The 20,621-nt window shown below is 41.9% G+C and carries 13 protein-coding genes and 3 pseudogenes; 5 read left to right on the top strand and 11 right to left on the bottom strand.

From position 1 onward, the window contains the following. Positions 1–270, bottom strand: a pseudogene (locus tag ACED25_RS20085) (transposase); the annotation flags it as partial. Positions 271–326: 56 nt separating this feature from the next. Here ACED25_RS20085 and ACED25_RS20080 point away from each other — a divergent pair. Next, complete coding sequence (locus tag ACED25_RS20080; RefSeq protein WP_371695936.1) at positions 327–689, top strand: H-NS family nucleoid-associated regulatory protein; 363 nt, start codon at positions 327–329, stop codon at positions 687–689. 242 nt (positions 690–931) lie between these two features. Continuing rightward, complete coding sequence (locus tag ACED25_RS20075) at positions 932–2,317, top strand: GGDEF domain-containing protein (protein ID WP_017096766.1); 1,386 nt, start codon at positions 932–934, stop codon at positions 2,315–2,317. Positions 2,318–2,394: 77 nt separating this feature from the next. Here the strand turns inward: ACED25_RS20075 and ACED25_RS20070 are convergent, their stop codons facing one another. The 8 genes and pseudogenes from ACED25_RS20070 to ACED25_RS20035 all read right to left on the bottom strand — a co-directional run. Further along, positions 2,395–2,718: a hypothetical protein gene (locus ACED25_RS20070; protein ID WP_240798311.1), complete on the bottom strand. Its 324-nt coding sequence runs from the start codon at positions 2,716–2,718 to the stop codon at positions 2,395–2,397. Between the two features lie 10 nt (positions 2,719–2,728). After that, positions 2,729–2,860, bottom strand: a pseudogene (locus ACED25_RS20065) (IS5/IS1182 family transposase); the annotation flags it as partial. 27 nt (positions 2,861–2,887) lie between these two features. Beyond that, positions 2,888–3,283 (bottom strand): transposase, encoded by a 396-nt coding sequence (locus tag ACED25_RS20060; protein ID WP_102258085.1) that lies wholly within the window; start codon positions 3,281–3,283, stop codon positions 2,888–2,890. 474 nt (positions 3,284–3,757) lie between these two features. Further along, positions 3,758–5,788, bottom strand: a complete 2,031-nt coding sequence (locus ACED25_RS20055; protein ID WP_371695935.1) for an ATP-binding protein — start codon at positions 5,786–5,788, stop codon at positions 3,758–3,760. Then, positions 5,788–7,023 carry an ABC transporter substrate-binding protein gene (locus tag ACED25_RS20050; protein WP_017097881.1) on the bottom strand — a complete coding sequence of 412 codons (1,236 nt, stop codon included), beginning with the start codon at positions 7,021–7,023 and terminating at the stop codon, positions 5,788–5,790. The genes ACED25_RS20055 and ACED25_RS20050 overlap by 1 nt, the downstream gene beginning before the upstream one ends. A 148-nt stretch (positions 7,024–7,171) precedes the next feature. Then, positions 7,172–8,359, bottom strand: a complete 1,188-nt coding sequence (locus ACED25_RS20045) for an EAL domain-containing protein (RefSeq protein WP_017097882.1) — start codon at positions 8,357–8,359, stop codon at positions 7,172–7,174. A 9-nt stretch (positions 8,360–8,368) separates the two neighbouring features. Further along, complete coding sequence (locus ACED25_RS20040) at positions 8,369–12,628, bottom strand: CHASE domain-containing protein (protein WP_241820711.1); 4,260 nt, start codon at positions 12,626–12,628, stop codon at positions 8,369–8,371. Between the two features lie 435 nt (positions 12,629–13,063). Further along, positions 13,064–14,468: pseudogene (locus tag ACED25_RS20035) on the bottom strand (IS3 family transposase); the annotation flags it as partial. 1,421 nt (positions 14,469–15,889) lie between these two features. Between ACED25_RS20035 and ACED25_RS20030 the strand changes: the two are divergent. Next, positions 15,890–16,936 (top strand): replication initiation protein, encoded by a 1,047-nt coding sequence (locus ACED25_RS20030; protein WP_017099008.1) that lies wholly within the window; start codon positions 15,890–15,892, stop codon positions 16,934–16,936. A 191-nt stretch (positions 16,937–17,127) separates the two neighbouring features. Here the strand turns inward: ACED25_RS20030 and ACED25_RS20025 are convergent, their stop codons facing one another. Together ACED25_RS20025 and ACED25_RS20020 are read right to left on the bottom strand one after the other, a co-directional pair. Beyond that, positions 17,128–18,081, bottom strand: coding sequence for a ParB family protein (locus ACED25_RS20025; protein WP_102258082.1), 954 nt, complete (start codon positions 18,079–18,081; stop codon positions 17,128–17,130). 1 nt (position 18,082) lies between these two features. After that, positions 18,083–19,330, bottom strand: a complete 1,248-nt coding sequence (locus ACED25_RS20020) for a ParA family protein (protein ID WP_017098231.1) — start codon at positions 19,328–19,330, stop codon at positions 18,083–18,085. Between the two features lie 663 nt (positions 19,331–19,993). Here ACED25_RS20020 and ACED25_RS20015 point away from each other — a divergent pair. Further along, positions 19,994–20,161, top strand: coding sequence for a DUF2913 family protein (locus ACED25_RS20015; protein ID WP_017098234.1), 168 nt, complete (start codon positions 19,994–19,996; stop codon positions 20,159–20,161). A gap of 64 nt (positions 20,162–20,225) precedes the next feature. After that, positions 20,226–20,504 carry a hypothetical protein gene (locus ACED25_RS20010; protein WP_017098235.1) on the top strand — a complete coding sequence of 93 codons (279 nt, stop codon included), beginning with the start codon at positions 20,226–20,228 and terminating at the stop codon, positions 20,502–20,504. Positions 20,505–20,621 lie beyond the last annotated feature (117 nt).

The following is a 20,621-nucleotide window of genomic DNA, read 5'->3' as shown; positions in this document are numbered from 1 at the left end:
CCTCAACTTGCTTGGCTCTACGACTGATGCAGGTGTAATGCGGACAACTTAACGGAACATGGGCTAACCTAAATATCGAGTCGATAAATCCTCGCAGCGCTGTCGTGATAGCTAAACCACTGAACCGACGTGGCCTCCCGCGCTTATTCTGTTCGCTTTGCGCCCAACCGCTTATTGCCTCTTCATCAATCTAAAAAGTCAGAGAGCCACGGTTAATGAGTGATTGGTTGTATTGCTTCCAGTTGGTTGTTTATAAAGAGGTTTAGGAATAGGGCTACGAGAGAGTGGACGTAGCTGATCAGATCGTAGGTTCTTGATTTAGTTCCATTGAATTACGCAAAAAAGCCCTTAATATCCGCTCGCTTCGGGCGTTCTCTCGTGAATTAACACTTGAGGAACTTGAAGAAGCACTTAAGAAGTTAACGACCGTCTTTCTTAAACGCCAAGAAACAAAATTCGCTGAAATCGTAAATCACATCAAGGTTGATGTTGAAGCTCTCATAGAAGCTCTATCAGGAAAATCAAAAAAGAACACAAAAGGTAAACGTAAGCCTCGCCCTGCTAAATATAGATACACCGACGGGAACGGCAGAGCACAAACATGGACTGGTCAAAGTCGCACCCCTTCCATAATTCAAGAACAGCTTGATGCTGGTAAATCACTTGATGATTTCTTGATCGCGAAATAGTCGCTTCTTTCCCCCCTCCTGCAGTAGGAAGATTTGATCTTGTTGTTAACAACAAGATCAATATTCATATAGAAACGAAACAGAAGCCTTGTTTAAGTTAGTTCGATAGGCCTGAAACCGAAGGCGGGATCCCCATCCTTATTAATGATAATATTAAACGCAGTATTTGGGAAAAATCTCCTAGATTGAATCATTATCTATAAAAGTTAAGTCCTAAGACACCCAATGAAGGCGATATATAAATGGCAAAAAAAAAACGAGCACTCACTTCACTCACTCTTTTTTACAGCCAAGTTTTCTGCAAGGTGATTGCAGCTTTGTCTGTTCTCATTTTAGCTTCCTATCTTTTTGATATTAAATGGCTCTATCGACCAACAAGCCATGGGGCAGCTACGCATCCTATAACTGCTTTTATCTTTTTACTTCTTTCTTGCGCCTGTATTTGGCGGAAAAAGAGTCTGAAGATAACCAGAAGCCTCGTAAGCCTTGCTTTTTTCATACTTGTCATTCGTTTCTATCAACAAAGTACTGGAATTAATTTAATTGACCCTGTTCTAAGTTATTTCATCTTTTTTGATACCCCACTTCACGCAGAGTCTCCCATCGAGATGGGGTTTAATACATCAGTAATGCAACTTTTTGCTGTCATAGCCATTTTTTTCCTCTTAAATAGACGTCCTTGGTATCTAATACAAATTTTTGCCATTACCGCTATTTTCCTCCCATTTGTCTCAGCCGTTGGTTACGCTTATGGTATTGATTCATTTTATGGCCAGATGTCTCCGGTCACCACTATATTAGGGTTCTTTTTAACCATATCAATTTTTGGTCTCACAGCCCACCGAGGCGCACTTAAAACACTCTTATTACCTACTTTAGGAGCGAAAATAGCGCGTACGCAGTTAATCTTTGGGTTGTTATTTTGCCTAGCTGGCGGCTTTCTCACCACTTATATTTTGGATGATGAAACCAGCGGTTTTGCTATCTATGTAGTGGTGGTCTGTACGTATATCACCTTTACAATGCTGGCTAGTGGTATTACTTATGAGCAATTCGATAAACGTAGACGCCTCCTTGAAAAACAACTCCATAAATCCGCAATTACTGACCGGTTAACTGGATTGTATAACCGATCAGAGTTCGATCAAAAAATCCAAGCAGTATTTGAGCAACAAAACCTGAACCAGGAAATAAATAGTTTACTATTAATAGATATTGATTTTTTTAAGCAATTCAATGATACCTATGGGCACTTACTAGGGGACAAAGTTTTGCAGCTCGTCGCTAATGTTCTGAAAAACAATACACGCTCTTCTGATCTAGTTTGTCGTTATGGTGGAGAGGAATTCACTATTTTACTTCTTCAAACAGATCTTGAAATCGCCAGCAAGATCGCTGATAACTTAAGAATATTGGTGAGTGAACAAAACCTCACAGCCCCCCTAGAATACGAATCAGATCAGCAAGTGACCATCTCTATAGGATGCGCTAGCCTCTCACAAGCGGAGACAGTCAAAGAGGTGATTAAGCTAGCGGATAATGCTTTATATGAAGCAAAGAAACAGGGGCGAAATAGAATATGTCTCGCTCACGATAAGAGTGAACGCAAAACTTATGACAATTTTTAGCGGCATCGAGAAATCCTAAGAGCGGTTTTGTTGCGTAATTAAATTTAGAGATAGAGCTACCCCGTTTCGCATGCTTTTTAGTCAATACGACAAGTTTCAGGCATACCTAACCCAGTAAGCTTGTTCAACGCTTTTATCATCGCGTAAGTTTCACCCACCTGGGCATTGTAATTTCTTAAGCTCAATCGTCCTCCTAGCAACTGTTTAACTCGATACATCGCTGTTTCTGACAGTGAACGTCTGTGGTATCCATACCGCTCTTTCCAATACTTATGTGAGCCGTATAACTTCTGGCAACCCACGGCGAGATTTTGGGGGTGACCACGCTCCCAGAAGGTTGTTCCTTCTGACTCGCTTAATCTTAATAGCTGCGTGCCACGCTCTCGTGTCGTGAGCGCCATCACCAGACACCTCAAGGAGGCTTCGGCGTGTTTGTTTCAGTAAGTTAGGGAGGACTTCTCCATCTGTAACCGTCGATAAACTTAGCTCGGCTGCAATAATTTCATGAGTGCTTGTATCGACTGCAATATGTGCTTTCGCCATAAACCTTAAGGCCAGTAACATCAGTGGCTAGGTGCTGTATTGCTCCTTAAATGAGACCCCAACTTGCTTAGCTCTACGCTGATGCAGGTGTAATGTGGACAACTTAATGGAACATGGAAATCTAAATAGCGAGTCGACAAATCCTTGTAGCGCTCTCAGTGGCATAGAAAACACGCGTTTCACCATGAGTGCTGTCGTGATAGCCAAATCACTGAACCGACGTGGTCTCCCGCGCTTATTCTGTTTGCTTTGCGCCCAACCGCTTATCGCCTCTTCATCAAACCAAAAGGTCAGAGAACCACGGTTAATGAGTGATTGGTTGTATTGCTTCCAGTTGGTTGTTTTGTAAAGAGGTTTAGGAATAGGGCTGCGAGAGAGAGTGGATGTAGCTGACCAGATCGTAGGTTCTTGATTTAGTTCCATTGAACCACATTGGTTATATACTTACTCATAGCAAGCTACCCGCTCAAGCGTATGTGTTTAGCGCTGCCAATATTCAACGAGTCATGAAGAATTAAGGAATTAGCTGCCAAACCGCTACAATGACACTCGCTTCCAAAAGCAAAAGGTTCTCTATTTAATAAAAACTGCGGTTTATTTGCTTGGTTCCGAAATAATGTTTCACGAGTAAAGGCCTAAGTTAAGCCGGATAACCAAACTCGGCGACAAGTATGTACACTATAAGCTCATGGCGTTAGAACAGCGATTGTCAATCTTTTTGGAAAAAAACTGAGACAATGGTGTCGAGGAATTTTAGAAAGAGCTGGGCAATAGTGACCTCCCCGCAAAAACGCCCGGAGCATAAGATTACTGTTACACAACCAAACTGAATATGAAAACTATGCTTTTTATACCTAACATTTCTCTCTGTGCCCAAAGCTAGTCATGCAGATTAATTTATGGACTGTTGGCCTTTTCTACAGCTTGGTTTGACAGATATTGATTAAAGACCGAATCTAACACCCCCTCATTGACTGGTTTTGTGATGATTTCTGCGCAGCCAACCTCACGCATTTTAGTTAGGTTTTCCTCGAAGGCATCAGCGGTACAAGCGATGACGATGCTATCACTATAGGGTGAAGATAAAGCCTTAATACGTTTCGTAGCCTCAGTACCATCCATAATAGGCATATGGTTATCCATCATGATTACGTCATAAAAGGTTCTGCTCGCTTGCTCAAAACCTTTTTGTCCGTCAAGGGCAATATCACACTTAAAACCTCTTTTCTTTAGGAATTTAGATAGGATGATGCTATTTACACGATTGTCTTCAACAATCAAAGCTTTCAGCCCTTCGCCATTAAATAACTTCATTGGTTCATTTATTTGCTCTCTAGGCTGTGATACAACTTTGACAGGCACGCAAATGATAAAGCGTGTCCCTACACCTACTTTACTTTCCAAGTTAAGCGTGCCATGCATAGTATCTACGAGCTTGGAAATAATAGTTAAGCCAAGTCCAGTCCCGCCAAATTTACGCGTAGTTTTCCCATCGCCCTGAGTGAATGGGTCAAATATCGTTGCTTGTTTCTCTGCGGGGATACCAATTCCCGTATCAGACACCTTAATTTCTAGATAATCGTTGTTATTCATTTGCGTGAGCCGGGTAGAAAAATGGATCTCCCCTTTTTGAGTAAACTTCCACGCATTATTGAGAAGATTAAGAGCTATCTGTGCTAACCGGGTCTCATCGGCAACTAGGTGTATTGATGTTTCAGAATAGGCCGTTCCTTCAAACGTTATACCTTTATCTAAGCATAAGGGTCGATAACTATTTTCAATTTTATTGTGTAGGTCAGCCAGTTTAAATTCAGAAAGATTAAGCGTCAGCTTACCAACCTCAATTTTAGAAAAATCTAGTATATCGTTGAGAATTGAGATCATATGGTGCCCGGAAGAGAGCAAGGTTTGTTCAAGCTCATGACGCTCATCTTTATTTTTACACTGTGTCAGCAGTTGAGCTGCCCCCAAAACCCCGTTCATAGGGGTTCTCAACTCATGACTAATAGAGGCTATAAATTGTGATTTAGCGACACTTGCGGTTTGGGCTTCAATGGCTACTTTTTTTAATCGGCGCTCAGACTTTTCTAGTGACTGATAAGGAGATATGAGGAGCTTTTTACCTGTAAAATAGACCAATATATATGTCAACGCACCAGCTATCGATAACGCAATGATGAGTGAACGGATAAATTGGTTACGATTGTTTTGATAGATAGCAGGGTTAATACTGTAAACTAAATCCAAGTCGTATCTAGGGAGGTATGTTGTATGTTGCGTCCAATCAATTGGGGGAGGCATACCCCAACTATTATCGCTTTGAATTAAACTTACTTGATATTGTTCGGAGAACCTCAACGGTGATAAAAAGGCGTCAATATCAAATGGCTTCACATACACAAGTAAACCTTCTAGAAAACCGTTGTACAGTATTGGAAGAGCAACCATTAAGTTATTACTATCATCTTGAAAGGTAAATACCCTAAACACACTCGATAGATCTCCTTGTTCAATCTTAGTGTGCAGTTGAGCGAACAGTTCATCCGGTAAGGTTAACTCTTGATAAATTGGGTCACCAAGAATATCCAAGATCACAATATAGTGCTTACCCGTCACTGGTTTCACGATTGCTAGTCTATCACTAATCTCTTGTGGTGTAGCACCCCCCCCTAAAGCGGTAGAAATCACCACTTGATGTGAGGCAATTTTCATCGCTAAATTTTCGGTATTATTCAGGGATTGGCTAATATAACTCTCTGCCGTACTTAGTTTAATTGAGGTATTGATTTTCTCCAGGTTTCTTATTGATTGCTGAGCTTGCTGCTCTAAAAGTCCATAAGTGATAAGAGCGAACACAACCATCGAGATAAACAAAAATACACCGTAAAGCTGAATACCACTGAGTTTTGGTCGAGTTTTATAGATCATTAATCTGCCTTATTAATCTTAGCTGAATCTAACAGCTTGATGGCTCCCACTTGAGTGTACCTCGCCATGCACAAATCATCGGCTCCTAGCGCCTCATGAGCATCAGGATGTGCCACGTCATAAACGCTAAATGGTTGTTCATACGTCTTTAGCAAACCTTGAACCGGTGTGTCCATCTGCTCCAACGCCAGCTTAAGTAGCTGTCGATTATTCACCATATCATCGGTGAGGGTGATACTTTGTGCGGCTTGAATAAATACTTTAGCCAGATCATAGCCATGCACAAAGCCAGCTGGGGCGTCAATAAAATCATTTGTAAACTTATCAGGGAATAGCGCCGTAGCTTGGCGGTATACCTCCTTCGATAGATCGTTCTCCGGAGAGCTATAAAAATTAAAACAAGATTGAACAAAGCTTAAGGCAGTTCTCTGGCGAGCATCAAATGAAACTCGCTGAGAGAAACCACCTCCGGTGATCCCCCAATGACTGAAAATTTTTGGTGGTTGTTCAAGATCAGAGAGAGCTTTGACTAATAAGGGGCCTTCTCGTGAATTCCCTACAAACAGGACACATTCAACGCCGGTTCGATTAAGATCGGCGGCTATCACACGAGCCAGAGCCTCGTCAATTCCCCAATTAAACCAAGTAACCCGAGCTTTTAAGTGTGTGCTGTGGTCGGCTACTGATTGGAAAATCGTTTTGTAATTAGACTTACCCCAAGGCGTTTTTTCTAATAATAAGTCAACAGATTGGCAACCATTATTGATTGCTGTTGAGACCAGTTTCCCCCCAACTTTTGTGTCGTCAACAGAGAGGCGAAATACGAAATTCTTCTCAGACGGGTAGCGAGTTATAGGACCGCCTGCAGCCCATGGCACCAAAATCAACAGTTCACTTTCATTGATATAATCGCGATATTTTATCAGGGGGGAAGAATGCAACCCGGCGAAGAAAACAATTCCATTAGGGTCTTTCTGGTAGCGCTGCATATTGAGCTTGCTTCGCGCCGTATTCCCACGATGGTCAAGTACTTCGAACTCTACTGGAATGCCAAAAAGTTGATTACCATGCTGAGAAAAAGCCGTTTTTACACCCATTTCTATTGCCTCCGCTGAGGCTAGATGCACGGTTCGATCCGAGTCTAGATATACTTTGAGAACAGAAGGGGCTGTTATAGCTGGCGTAGAGCCAACCACAAATAAGCCGATGACTGTAGATTTAAGCCATTTTTTCATTCCGTAGCCCCCTTAATATAAGTTATTGTTTTATTTATGATTTGAATTCTAGACTAGATATTTAGACTTGCAAATGATTTAGGAGGAAAAGTACGGCAGAGGTGCATAAGTGATTCAATATTGACACCATTTACTCTTGAATTGAGGGTTAGCTCTCGACGCCTTCCCATTCATCTAACCATCGAGATAAATGATTTTCAGACATTGGCTTGGCAATAAAGTAACCCTGTGCGACATCACACCCTATCTTACGTAAATACACCCAATCCTCAAGATCTTCCACTCCCTCAGCCACGGTCTGCATTCCTAATTGCTGGGCCATCTTGAAACTGGCTTCAAAAATCACGCGTAAAGACTTATTTTTATGGGCCCCATGCACAAAACTTCGGTCGATCTTAAGCTCACTGAATGGAATATCTCGTAACTGGGCCAACGAGGAATACCCCGTCCCAAAGTCATCAATAGATAAAGCAACACCTTTAAGTCGCAGTCGTGTCAGGATGTCCAACGCTAACTGCCGATCATTCATCAGCCGGCTTTCCGTTACTTCCAAGACTAAGTTTGACAATGGGACTCTAGCCTCATGTGCAATGTTTTGAATCTTATCTGGAAACTCCAAGGACGTCAGACTTTCCATTGAAATATTGATTGACATACAAAGCTTTGCGCCCACAGATTGCCAACGTTTGCTCTGTTCCAGAGCATTAGCTAAGACAACCATCGTCAAGTCATCTATCAGTCCATACTCTTCAACAAGTGGGATAAATTTATCAGGTAACACTAGGCCATCTTTAGGGTGTTGCCAACGTACCAAAGCTTCTACACCGACAATTTCACCATCTCGAAGCCTGACCTGTGGTTGGTAGTAATTGATTAGCTCACCTTGTTGAATAGCTCGACGCAGATCAGCTTCAGAATACTCTTTCAGGTCATCAAAACATTCCGTCTCTAGATGAGCGGCCTGATGCTCAATAATTTCTTTTAACTGAGTGGGACTAAAAGGCTTATGGAGACAACCAAAAATATTAAGTTGATAAGTGGTTGCCAGCTTTTTAGCACTGTCTAGAATGGCTTGTTCTTCACCACTCATCAAAATAACACCTCCCTGGTAGCCTATACGCCCCAAGTGACGGACAAACTCTACTCCGTCCATCTTTGGCATCTGCAGATCACAAAAAATTAGTTCTACCTCTTCAGGATGCATTTCTAATTTTTGAAGAGCATCAACAGCATGTTCATATTGATGAACAACAACCTTTTCATTCACAAAATCCTTTAATTGATGAGCAAGCAACTTCATTAAAAACGGCTCATCGTCAATCAACATTATCGCCATACACTTCTCCTATATAATTTTTTTATCAAGGTAGCAGATCACTTCCTCTTCCGTCTCTGCAAAACACTTATCTAACAGAGTCATGGTCAACTCCACCACTGCGACATCACCTATAGTACAAGCATTTTCAAGCTCGGCACACAAGTCACCTAATCTCATCGCGCCCACTGAACGAGATGAAGATTTGAGCTTATGAGCGATACTGCTCACTTCTCTAATATCCTTAGCGGAAGAAGCGGCTCTTAACTGTTCCTGCTGTCTTGTCATTAAACTCAAAAAATCAGTCAAAAAATCACACATAACAGCTGGCTCATTTCCGACAAGCTCAGCGAGCTTACTGACAGTCAATATTTCAGAGTCCCTAGGCTGTTCCTCTTCAAGTAATCCAAGTTCAGGCACTCCATTCTGGTTGGGCAACCATGTTTCAAGAGCCTCTTTAAGTAAATGAAGCTGGACAGGTTTTGTAAGGTAATCATTCATTCCTACCGCCTTGGCTCGACTCTTTTCACCTCTCAAAGCGTTGGCTGTCAAAGCTAGGATAGGTTTTTGTGCCCTCTCCAAGTTATCCTTTCGTATCGCTTCCGTTAATGCATAACCATCCATTTCCGGCATATGTAAATCCGTTAATAGCAACGCATAACTTCCCTCTTGCCAAAGTTGATAAGCCACCAATCCGTTCTCAGCAACCTCTGCCGCATAACCTAGTAGACTCAACTGTTTAAGGATGACTTTTCGGTTGATGCTATCATCCTCTGCAACCAAGATTAACCGTCCTTCTGCACGGGCTTGTGCCACACTCGGTGCCGCAGTTAACGGCAGAGACTCTTCCCCCACTTGATCAAGTATTATTTCAGGCGAAACAATTCCGGCAGCCACTGAAACAGACTGTAAAAACTCTTTTCGCCGCAATAGGTTACAATTTAGAGCAACAAATTCAGGGGATTCAAATTTCAGGGGCCGAGGCTGATCTCGAGTCATCAACAAGTGCCTAATATACCCACTTTCAATTCGTGAACTTTTCAATGTTTTCAGAAAAGCGATGGTAAGTTCCGGGACATGTTTTTGCGGACCAATAATTATAACGACAACCTCTTCAAGCAACTCAGCAATACGTAACGCTTCGGAATGGGTGCTAACAACTTGAACATTAGCACCCGAATGCTCGAGGTAAACTCGTAGAGCGTCAGTATCAAATACTGAGTTCTCAACTAGGATACACTTTGTCTCTGAGAGTAACGATAAAGGTGGTATGATCTCTTTCTGATAAATTGCCAAAGGTAAGCTAACTGTGAACGTAGAGCCTTCTCCTAACTGACTGTTTACTTTAATATCTCCGCCCATTAAGTCCACTAAGCGCTTCGAGATCGCCAATCCTAACCCAGACCCCCCAAAACGACGCGTTGTGGATGACTCCGCTTGAGAGAAAGAAGTAAATAACATAGCTAAGGCATCCGACGATATTCCAATGCCGTTATCCTCGATATTGACAACCATTTTATTATCAACAATGTTCACGCGGACTGAGACGTCTCCTCGTTTTTCCTTACGACCACCACTAAACTTAATTGCATTACCAATTAAATTATAGAAAATTTGCCGCAACCGGATTGGATCAGACAAAATATAACTTGGAAAAATCGGGGCAATAAATAATTGCAAGTCAACCTCTTGCTTCTCAGAAACGGAGACAAGCGAGGAGCATACCCCTTCTATAAGTTCTTCGACAGATACCGGAAATTTTTCAAGATCTAGCTTACCAGCTTCAATTTTTGAGAAATCTAAAATATCATCGATGAGCCTCAGCAGGGCAAACGCAGAGTCATGAATAGTTTTAACTTCATCAACTTGATGGCACTCCAGCTGACTGTGTGACAAAACCTCTAACATACCAATAACCCCGTTCATTGGCGTCCGTATTTCGTGGCTCATTGCCGCCAAGAAAGCCGATTTAGCATGGCTTGCTTGTTCCGCCTCAATTCGAGCTTGCTCTAGCTTTTCATTTGTTGACCGTAATGACGCTGTGCGTTCAGACACCCGTTGGGCAAGTTTTTTACGCTCCTGCTCTATGACAAAATTGGCCGCTTTTTGCTGCTTGGTTGCCTCCTCAAGTTGTCGTAAAGCCTGATGACGTTCGGTTACGTCCCTAACCATTGAAATACAACGCCTTTTCCCTCCAGGTAGAAAAATGTACTGAAGATTGACTTCGACTGGAATGAGATGACCATCTTTATGTTTATGAACAGTAGAAATATGGACAACCTGCTGTTCGCCATTTAACAAGGGTTCAAGCAACTTCCGGTAACGGTTTTCATCGAACTCAACTTTGAAATCAACGGCAGTAAGATCCAACAACTCTTCTCTGGAATAACCAAGTTGACAAACGGCACCTTCATTAACATAGCTGTGGCGAAGCGTTTCTGGATCAAAGATAAATGCCCCATCTTCAATGGCATTCAGCATAGCCATCGCTTCTTTATTTTTCCTCTCTGACTGAACACGCTGGGTAATATCCCGAATAGCGACGGCCACCTGCAAGCCCTTTTCCGACTCAACAGGGCTTAAACTAATGTCAACCGGAAAATCAATCCCCCCTTTACGTCTAGCCATGGTAGAGAGTTGCTCAACACGAGCTCCTTCACCCAATTCTTCATTCTCGAAGAAAGAGCTATTGATATTTGAATAAATACCAGGTAAAAATCGATCTATTAATTGGCCTTTAAGTACATCTTTCCCCCAATTAAAAACAACCTCAGAATGGCTGTTGGCCTGAGTAATACAACCCCCCCTCTCTATTATCAGTATGGCATCAGGTGCAAACTCAAAAATATCAATGAAACGACGTTCATGACGCCTATTTTCAGTTACGTCGTGCATAGCAACCACAGCACCTAGGCGCTTACCATCGAGATCACAAATCGGAGCTCCACTGGCCAAGACGAAGCGGGGACTTTGACCATTAGCGATTATGCAAAGTAGATCATTTTGAATATGCTCACCATTAAATGCTCTAAGCAACGGTATGTTTTCTTTCGCCATCGGTGTTCGCCCGTCACCTTCATATAAATTGTAATAATTACTCCAGAGTTCGGGGGGAATCTGTAATGGGTCAGATCCATGCCACTCTCTTGCTGTACGGTTAAATAAAGTTAAATTTCCGTCCGCGCCACAAGCCACCACCCCTTCACTCAAACTCTCTAAAAGCATTCGATTGAGCTCTTCTTGTCGCTTTAGTTCTTGAGTGCGTTCATTAACACGATTTTCTAACTCCTGGTTTAGGCTCTTAAGGGATCCTTCGGCTTCTCTCCTCGCCGAGGCCTCATGATGCAGCTTTTCAGTTGTTTGATGTGAAACAATCAACATCCGAAAAAGGAAAAAAAACAGAATACTTAAGAGCCCCCCAGTTCCAGCAACAATACGAGGCAGCGAAAAATCGAGACCGGCTTCAAACACGGGGGTAGAAGTATAGATGATCGTCCAATCTCGACCTGCAACATTAATCACCTCCGAGCGTCGAAATGTCGATATGAATTGCTCGTCCACAATACTTAAGGCGCTATTCCCGTCATACAGCAAACTATTAGGGGTGTCTTCTGCGCCATCATATAACCGAAAGCTTACCGTTGAGACGTTAGATTGAAGGATACCTTGCATGAGATCTCTTGCGCGGAATGGGCTGTAAACATAACCAACAAAGGCCTCCCTTCGCTCTTCAACTGTATCAGGGGAATAAAGCGTTTTGTAGATAGGTAAATAAAGCAAAAAACCAGCTTGTTTATCCTCAGTAATCTCCTGAACTAACTCAACCCTACCGGATAAAGCAGCTCTTCCTGTATCTCTTGCCGTAGACATAGCCTGACGCCGAACGGCTTCAGAATACATGTCAAAGCCAAATGCCTGCCGGTTGCGAGCATCAAAAGGCTCCAAATAGATAATGGCCGTGTATTCATCTCGCGCCCCCTTAGGTTTAATCTCATACTGAGGAAAACCTTCCGCCCGAACTTGCTGCACATGCGCCTCTTTATCTCGCGCCGAAATAGGAATTGAAACACCAATCCCCTGTATACCAGGATAATGCAAGCCAAGATTTAACTTATCGATATAATTCGCCCACTCCTCACGATCGACCTGTTCAGAAGCAGCAAATAGAGCAACGCCCCCTGAGAGGGCCTGTTGATAATTCAACATGCGATTTTGAATCAACGCTTTAACGTCTTGGGTATAATTAGTAAAACGGCTTTCAGCATTGCGTTCAACATAATTTCGTGCCATAGACCAACACGCTATTGTTGCACTGAGTGACAATATTAATATACTTAAAGATAGCTTTATGGCCCGAGGCTTCCCAGTCATACATACTCCAAATCAACGATTGACGACACGAATTCTTACGAAACCAGTAAAAGGACGAACAAACTAGAACCTAATTAATGTAAATATTAATGTAAATATTAATGTATATCCACTAGTTGTAGTACAACACCAAACATAAGGAAAGGGCTCTATCCGCTTAGATGAGCTTGATTGATTGGTAAAAGTTAGAGTGAGTTTCTAGGATTGAATTTTGTCTAATCTTCAATTTAAAGGGGATTGTCGCACTTATTATCTGAAATCGGGTGTAAACGAAATTCCATATTGATAATCTACAAAATTATAGCCTTGGGATTCCGGTGTTTTTCAAGGTAGTTGTCATCATTTTCTTGCTTATTAAGCAGCTTCTCTTTCTGGATTTAGGTGAATGTCACCAACAGGCGCACAGTTCCTGATATCACCAGACCACCGCTCAAGCTTTCGCTGTTTTGCTGCTAGCAATACCTCTACACGACGCTTCAAGATATCTTTATCTTTTCCATTGTGACGCTCTGAAGGCGTGACGTGACGTAATTTAGCTTACTCTGCTTATGCTCGGTGTTGTACCAGCGTACGAAGGCTTCAACCCAACTTCGACTACTATCGATTGTTTCAAAGCCCTTTGCTGGCCAGCTTGGCATGTACTTTCCTGTACGGAACAATGACTCGACATACGGGTTATCATCACTGACTCTTGGCCGGCTATACGATGAGGTAATACCTAACTCTTCCATTTTTGCTTTAAACGTCAGCGACTTCATCGGTGCGCCATTATCTGAGTGAAGAACCAGTGCTTGATTGAAGCATTGCTCTCGCATCAACGTTCGTTGCAGAAGTTGTGACGCCAGCTCACCGCATTCATGCTCATACACTTCATAACCAACAATTTTTCGACTGTAGATATCCTCAATGACATACAGGTAATAGTGTTGGCCTCGAACCCTTGAAGGTAAGTGATTGATATCCAATGCATAAAATTGGTTCGAGTCCGTCGCTGTGTAACTGGTTGGCTTCGTTTGCTTCTGTCTGCTCCGCTGACGACCTCGTTTGTGAAGTTGCCCCTGCGTACTCAGCACTCAATAGTAGATCGACTCAGAGGCGATATACTCACCTCTCTCAAGCAGTGTCAGGACGATTTGAGTTGGAAGCAAGCTTGCGAACTCAGAGCGGTTACACACCTCACGCTCTTCCTGCGACAGCTTGTTAGCAGGCTCTGGTCTGATGCATATGGCCTTTTGTCAGCTTGGACTTCACCTTGCTGATACCAGCGACGATACGTTCTCAAGTCAATTTGAACTTCATGGCAAGCTGGCTCTAAACGGCATCCGCATTGCTTCGCTTCAAGGATAATCGTCACTATGGTCTGCCTTTCATCGGTTGCTTTTTCTTTGAGTCGTAAATCTTTCTTCAACTCTTTGATTTCAAGTTTGTCAGCTTTAGCCTGCTTCTTTGCTTCAGCTTCCCGCTCTTTACTCGACTTAAACCCTTGCATACATTCGCGGCGCCAGCTTTGGATTTGTTCTGGAAAAAGACCTTTTTCACGATCATATTGGTTGAGTTCACTTTCTGTCATTGAGTAGGTTTTAGCGATAATGGCAAGTTTAGTTTGAGCAGACCACTGCTCTGATGAAGTGTTGGTATTTGGGACGGCGGCTCCTGAATGTCTGAGTTGCTGGCGCCAATGATACAGGGGCGCAGTGCTAATTCCTTCGTCTTCTGACACTTCTTTAACTGACATCGAATATGGAGGTAATAGCTTCTTTTCTTTCTACTGAGATACGAGACACAATTACTCTTTATCGCCCAAACTGGTTAAATTCTAACAGTGACAACTACCCTGCCAGATAGAGATAGCGTACGGTTTCGAGAATGACTTCAGAGGGAAAGTGGCAGCCTTTAAACATGACGATTCAGAGTGTTGAGTGGAAATTGAACAAATCCTAACCTAAAGCTTCAAAGTTTGCGATAGAACCATTTTCAGGTTGTCGAAGAATTGTGTGGGCAAGTTGATGTGGAAGTTGGCCATATTTCAGCAGATAAAATATACGATACCGATGACGTCTATGACGCATTAGCGAGCGAATTTCCAGAAACTGGCATAGCGATTCCTCCCAAAGAAAATCTGTATGCTGACGACGCTCATAACCCTAAAAGGGTGAGCAATTTGGTGGTGTACTCTGCATTAAGTCCCACGCGCAGGCAAAAGACAAAGCAGTATGGAAAACGGAATGTCTCAGATAATGCAATGTAGCGTTACAAAACAATTATTGGCCCCAAATTACACAGTAGAGACTTTAACAATCAACAACAGGAAATGATGCAAGCGGCATCAATATTAAATCGATTTATGCAGCTTGGTATGACCGAGAGCTATCGAGTCGCCTAATGACATCAAAAGACAAAGTGGGTTGATTACGGAAACAAAGCCACTCAGAAGTGGCTGATGAACCGTACTTTTTGTCGCCCCAATATACAACGAGATTAAAAGATCTCCCTCAGATCATATATTGAAGGTTTCTAAACCTAGATTTGTGTATGGACAACTTTCGTGAGGAACGAGCGAATAGTTGTCCATACACAAATCCGACAAAGCAACGCCAAAGCGTTGCCCGTCAGGTTTATGCATTCGTTACTCTCTATGGCACCAATACTTACGGAAATTGGAAGTCCGTAGTAGGAAAGTAGAAAAACATTGATCGATGAACGTTAAGCTAGTTTTTCTAATATTCTTTATTTTATGTGGATAAGTAGTTTTTTTATTTACTAAATTGAGTTTATACACATTATCCACAATCTCTATAACAGTATATAACCTCTATATGATCTATAATTTATATAAGATCTATAATTGCTAAAAAACACTTTAAAATCATAATGATATTGAGGTTTTGGCAACATATTATTAGTGTGATTGATCTTGTAGTTAGTCTTGTTGATCTTTTAATTAGTCTGGGGGTAACAAGAAATTAGTGTTATTGATCTAAATTTTAGTGTGAAGGTTACATTTTTTTAGTGTCCAAACAGACTTTATCCCATAAGTCTTGATATTGAGTGTTTCATTTTAGTATTTCTATTAAGGTTACAGGAATTTAGTCTAAAATTGTGAATTACGTTCTTGAGGTTACTGAAATTTAGTCTTATCCTTGTACTACACTAATAATCTGTTACCTGAAACTAATTACTATGACTGACCATCGACAGTTGATCACAACTGAAGACTACCGTGAATTGCCTAATGACTTTTTTAAGAAAAGCCATGCTTTAGTTTTTAGCCAGCTAGGACTGACGGCGAGAGAGCATGATACATTTGCACTCTTCCTCTCTCGACTACACGAAGACCATTGGGTTGCGTATCAGGAAGGTCGACACGTATACGCACCTGAATATACGTTTCAATCTGAAGTGTTAAAGGAGTGGTTTGGTCTTTCAGCAAAGCAGCTTTATCCAACATTAAAGCCTATGGCTAAAAGGCTCTCATCGCGCAAAGTAGGCTTAATGAACGATGCTGATCAAGAATTTGATTTTATGCCTCTTTTTAGTCGAGTTGCGTATAAAAAAGGGGCGCTAATTATGGTGCCTAACGCTGAATTAATGGATGCTTATCTTGCTCAGTCAGCTGGCCACGCTCAAATTAACCATTTATCTTTTCGTAGTTTGAAGTCAGAACATTCTAAGCGCCTTTACACTATTCTATCTCGCTTTAAAAAGCCTGGAATGAAGTTGCATGAGCAATCGATAGCGCAATTACATGGTTTATTCGGTCTCTTAGATGAGCAAGGGAAGTTAACCAAATCCAGTTATACCAACAACAAGGTCTTCATGGAACGATGTATTCGTAAGCCAATCGAAGAGCTTGCTTCTAACGAAGAAGTGAGAAAAGAGCTAAGCTTTTTGGTTGATGAAGAGTCTGGATCGTATGGTTATAAAGCTCGTTATCGAGGAAAGAGTATTGTTGCGCTTGAGTTCCTTTTCCAATGGAAGCAAAAAAGTGACAATAAAGGTGAGGCATTGGAAAGAGCAAAGTTAGCTGAAGAGCTAGCACCTGATAACCCGATGTTAAAACTCGCAAAAGAAGCCTTTAATATTGTACTTTCATACCCTGTCAATGGTGAGTTAAGTAAACACCATAAACTCGCCATTGAAAGTGTTAGGATGGGTATTATCGTAATGCCTGCAGATATGCAGTTTGATTCTATTTTCTATCACAGGTTAGAGTTAATGGAATTATGATTTTCAGGTAACAGATTTTTAGTGTTTTGCAGCTAACACTAAAAATTTGTTACCTTCAGTGATACTGATCTCAAGTTTTATATTCATCAACTTTGTTATGACATCTAAATAATGAGGTGGTTTGTTGTTAATAGGGCAAAACAACCCCCATTGTCCCCATTAAAAACCCCGCTCATTGGCGGGGTTGTTATTTACTTATCTTGCACTTTTTCAGAAACAAACCGTATGATATCGTCATACACATCAACGGGCAATCTACTCAATTCAATCTTAAGCCCCCGCTTATCACTGCTGTGAGATACCTTTGCATACTTGTTCTTGTCATCGAACAGCGCTAATGGTTTAGTCTTCCAGCTTATTTTATCTTTACCCTTTAAAAGCTTCGACTCCATCTGAGCAAGAACTTGCTTTTGTTTATCTTCTACAGAGACTAAATTATCTACATCCACCTTAAGTGAACTGATGAAATGTGCCGTTGTAGTACCTTCTTTATCTAACTGCTTTTCCACTTTAGCCAGCTTAGCGTAGTAACCATTTGGGATCCCTTCGCAATCAGGAAAGACCTCAATCAAACGCTGATCAACTGATGCTGCAGCAAAGCGCTTTCGGCAAGTTTCACGTCCAATATTCAGATAGTCAGCTAGTTCATCGAGCTTCGTAAAGCCTTGTGCTTGCATCACGCTTTTGTAATCAGCTCCCAATTCTCGGTAAGACAAGCGCTTTACAGATTGAGTAGTTTGAATAAAAGCGAGCAAATCAGCTTGGTCGATCTCCCCTTCAATAACCCATAGAGGTAAATCTTTTTTAGCATGGATGCAAGTGAAACGGCGACGTGAGCTATCAAGTAACTGGTAAGTGCCCTGCCCGTCTTTGGTCGCGACGCCTTCAGTATGTACGCCCTCTTCCTGAACGCTTGGTAATATATCACGCACAGCATCAAGCGTAAGCGAATCTTGGCGACGTGGATTTAAAGGGTGAATTGCAGTTTTAACTTCAAGTTCATCTGATTTAACCACCACTCTTTCTGCAGTGGCTGTTTTACCGCTAGCAAACGTGAATGTTTTTTTAGGGGGTTCGGCTTTAACTCGTTTTCCTAATTGATTGCCTTGGTTAAAGCCGGTTCGCTTGTCTTGAGGTCGTAACATGTTATAGCCCTTTTGTTGCTAGCTGCTTAATTTCAGTGATGAATTGGTGGTACACGGCATTCACCGATGTCATAGCTAAATCAAATTGTTTACCACTACAAATCTGCTCTGATTTTCGAATATCCAGTACTGTACGGTTGCTTTCCGCAGCCGCGACAAACGCTTCAGAGTGACGGATCGCTGTTGATAATAAATGCCCTTGCGCCGCACGCAGCAATTTATCAAACACTTTAACTTCATGAGCGCTCTTCTCATCGAAGTTCACTGGAAGCAATTTAGCCCACTTTAAATTTTTTCCTTGTGATGGTAATGCTCTAAATGTACCTGGCATAGTGGCCATGTAGTTACTCGTTGAGGCAAAATCAAACTCTCGTGGGGTGACTGGAATCAAGACCGCATCAGCCGCCTCATTCACTGCCCAGAGAATTGGAGAGTTCTGTGGGGGCGTATCGATGAAGATTAGGTCGTACTCTTCTTTAAGTATGGGTAAGATTTTTTCACGCAACACACTCAGCAAATTCCGTTGACCTATTTCATCTTGCCCCCAGTAAGAATCGACAAAGCGTTCGTCTGATGGGAAGGCAGGAATCACATCTAAGTTAGGGAGGTGAGTCTTAAACGGAATCGCTTTAACTAACTCGTCATAACGGTAGTCATTAAGGTATTGAGAAAAATCACCTTCGGGCTCTTGGCCTGCTAGCGCGATATCAACAGCTGTCATGTAGACTGATTCATCGTCGGCTTGATGAATCAGGTTTTGGCCTGTTGAGCCTTGGGGATCTAAATCTATCACTAGGCAGCGTGCATTAAGATTAAGATCAAGCGCAGCAGTGGTCGCTAGGGTTACTGTCGTGGTGGATTTGCCAGTGCCCCCTTTATGGTTTTCCACTACAACGGTTGTCGGTTCAAAGCGCTGGTTGTACTTAGGAAAGTTCATGAACTCCATCATATTGGCGACGTCGAAGCGATTATACAGGTGAGTGCGTCCTTGGATAATAGGAGCGCCAACGACGCCCTGCTCGGTTGCTTCATCTATTCTAGAATTGAAGGTCACACGAGATAAGCCAAACAGCTCTTGAAGCTCTTTCTTCTTCAATGAGTGATTATAGATAAGCCTATCGACACTCCCCTCAATTTCTGTATCAGTTACTTTGATCTGCATACGCTCTTTGATAACGGCTTTCAGATCTGACTGCTCTTGCTGCATACGTTCACAAACAAGTTCTAATGAATCGATGATGGTGGTCATTGGGTGCCCTTAATGCCTTAATTTCATGTAACCAATATAAAGCACTAAAGATACAAATTAAACCTTTTAAGAATATTTTTAATTAATAAAGGTTTAAGTTTGATGGGTGTCTAAACGGGGACAATGGGGGTTGTTTTCAAAACAACCTTATCAAATTACTCTGAATATTATTCTTTCATCTGGTTTAACAGTGGTGGTGCACGAGACTTAATTAAGGGCAATAAGTACGTATTTGAGAGAGCACTAGACGTGATTTTAAAAGAGCGATCTGCTATCGGCGTTGGGAAATTTAAGCAGGTCCGCTTTTAATAGCGGTCTACCAGTAATAGTCGGTGCTCTATTTACGGTTGAATTCAAAGAATTCTTCAACGTACTGAATAAACTTAAATAACGAGATTAACCTTGTTATTCTTAGCGTGTTCAAGTCACGCCTTAATTGTTAATTATGTTTGGGCTGAGGCGCGGTTGTATCACCTTGACTACCTTGAGCTCAGGCTTTTCGGACGTTCTTCCACCGGATTATAAGAGTTAGCGACCATTCATGAGCCTTAACTTAAAGTACTATCAAGCAATAGACCAAACGATTTCAAACGCCTCCCCTCTCGTTATTATTCATTTGACCAAAGCCAAGCCTATTGGCCTACAAAAAAAAGAAATGAGTTTTTGGTAGAGTTCATCAAGCCAAAGATAAAACAGCCTCAATATTCTAAATGTAAGAAAGAGCTGAAGACCATGCTGAGTATAGGCAGGAATGCCAAGGGCCACCTAGAGGAAAATTTATGGCAAATGAACGAAATTAACCTCAATTATCAAGCCAAATTCACTCATTAGGATGAGCTCTACATCATGTTGACCGCTCTCTTTGAACAGCAGTGTTTTGCCTCAATGTTAGAAAATGAAACCTTTTTCTAAGAAGGTTAAAACTCATCGATTAAATACGTTGATTGATAAAGTCCAAGGTACAGGAACCTATCGAGTGGAAGTGGGTCATATTGATGATCAGGAAGTTATTCATCTGCTACTGCATAGGACTGAAAAGCAAATGCTAGTCGATCTGTTGAAAGTTCGGAAATGTCTTGCTGCTCGATTGTTGGTTTATGTCAGTTCTAATAGCGATCCTGATATGAGTGTGGTGATGAAAGCGGTGGAGGGGGGCTGTTGGATGAATGCATGATTCATTCCCTAGGAAACTATACTTATGCTGCAAATGTATTGGGACTCGATCGTGGCACAGTAAAAAGGAGGTATGAACGCTTTCTCAAAGAGAAAGGTGAGATGAATTGTATAAGGA

Origin of the sequence: Vibrio sp. 1F263 (genome assembly GCF_041439035.1) — a bacterium.
Classification (GTDB): domain Bacteria; phylum Pseudomonadota; class Gammaproteobacteria; order Enterobacterales; family Vibrionaceae; genus Vibrio; species Vibrio tasmaniensis_A.
The sequence above is the reverse complement of the archived record's forward strand: the minus strand, read 5'-3'. Positions and strand labels throughout refer to the sequence as shown.

What these genes read in the sequence shown, in the direction of transcription:
- ACED25_RS20075 (WP_017096766.1), top strand. Translation starts at nt 932, where the DNA reads ATGGCAAAAAAAAAACGAGCACTCACTTCACTCACTCTTTTTTACAGC.
- ACED25_RS20070 (WP_240798311.1), bottom strand. Translation starts at nt 2,718, where the DNA reads ATGGCGCTCACGACACGAGAGCGTGGCACGCAGCTATTAAGATTAAGC.
- ACED25_RS20060 (WP_102258085.1), bottom strand. Translation starts at nt 3,283, where the DNA reads ATGGAACTAAATCAAGAACCTACGATCTGGTCAGCTACATCCACTCTC.
- ACED25_RS20055 (WP_371695935.1), bottom strand. Translation starts at nt 5,788, where the DNA reads ATGATCTATAAAACTCGACCAAAACTCAGTGGTATTCAGCTTTACGGT.
- ACED25_RS20050 (WP_017097881.1), bottom strand. Translation starts at nt 7,023, where the DNA reads ATGAAAAAATGGCTTAAATCTACAGTCATCGGCTTATTTGTGGTTGGC.
- ACED25_RS20045 (WP_017097882.1), bottom strand. Translation starts at nt 8,359, where the DNA reads ATGGCGATAATGTTGATTGACGATGAGCCGTTTTTAATGAAGTTGCTT.
- ACED25_RS20040 (WP_241820711.1), bottom strand. Translation starts at nt 12,628, where the DNA reads ATGGCACGAAATTATGTTGAACGCAATGCTGAAAGCCGTTTTACTAAT.
- ACED25_RS20030 (WP_017099008.1), top strand. Translation starts at nt 15,890, where the DNA reads ATGACTGACCATCGACAGTTGATCACAACTGAAGACTACCGTGAATTG.
- ACED25_RS20025 (WP_102258082.1), bottom strand. Translation starts at nt 18,081, where the DNA reads ATGTTACGACCTCAAGACAAGCGAACCGGCTTTAACCAAGGCAATCAA.
- ACED25_RS20020 (WP_017098231.1), bottom strand. Translation starts at nt 19,330, where the DNA reads ATGACCACCATCATCGATTCATTAGAACTTGTTTGTGAACGTATGCAG.
- ACED25_RS20010 (WP_017098235.1), top strand. Translation starts at nt 20,226, where the DNA reads ATGAAACCTTTTTCTAAGAAGGTTAAAACTCATCGATTAAATACGTTG.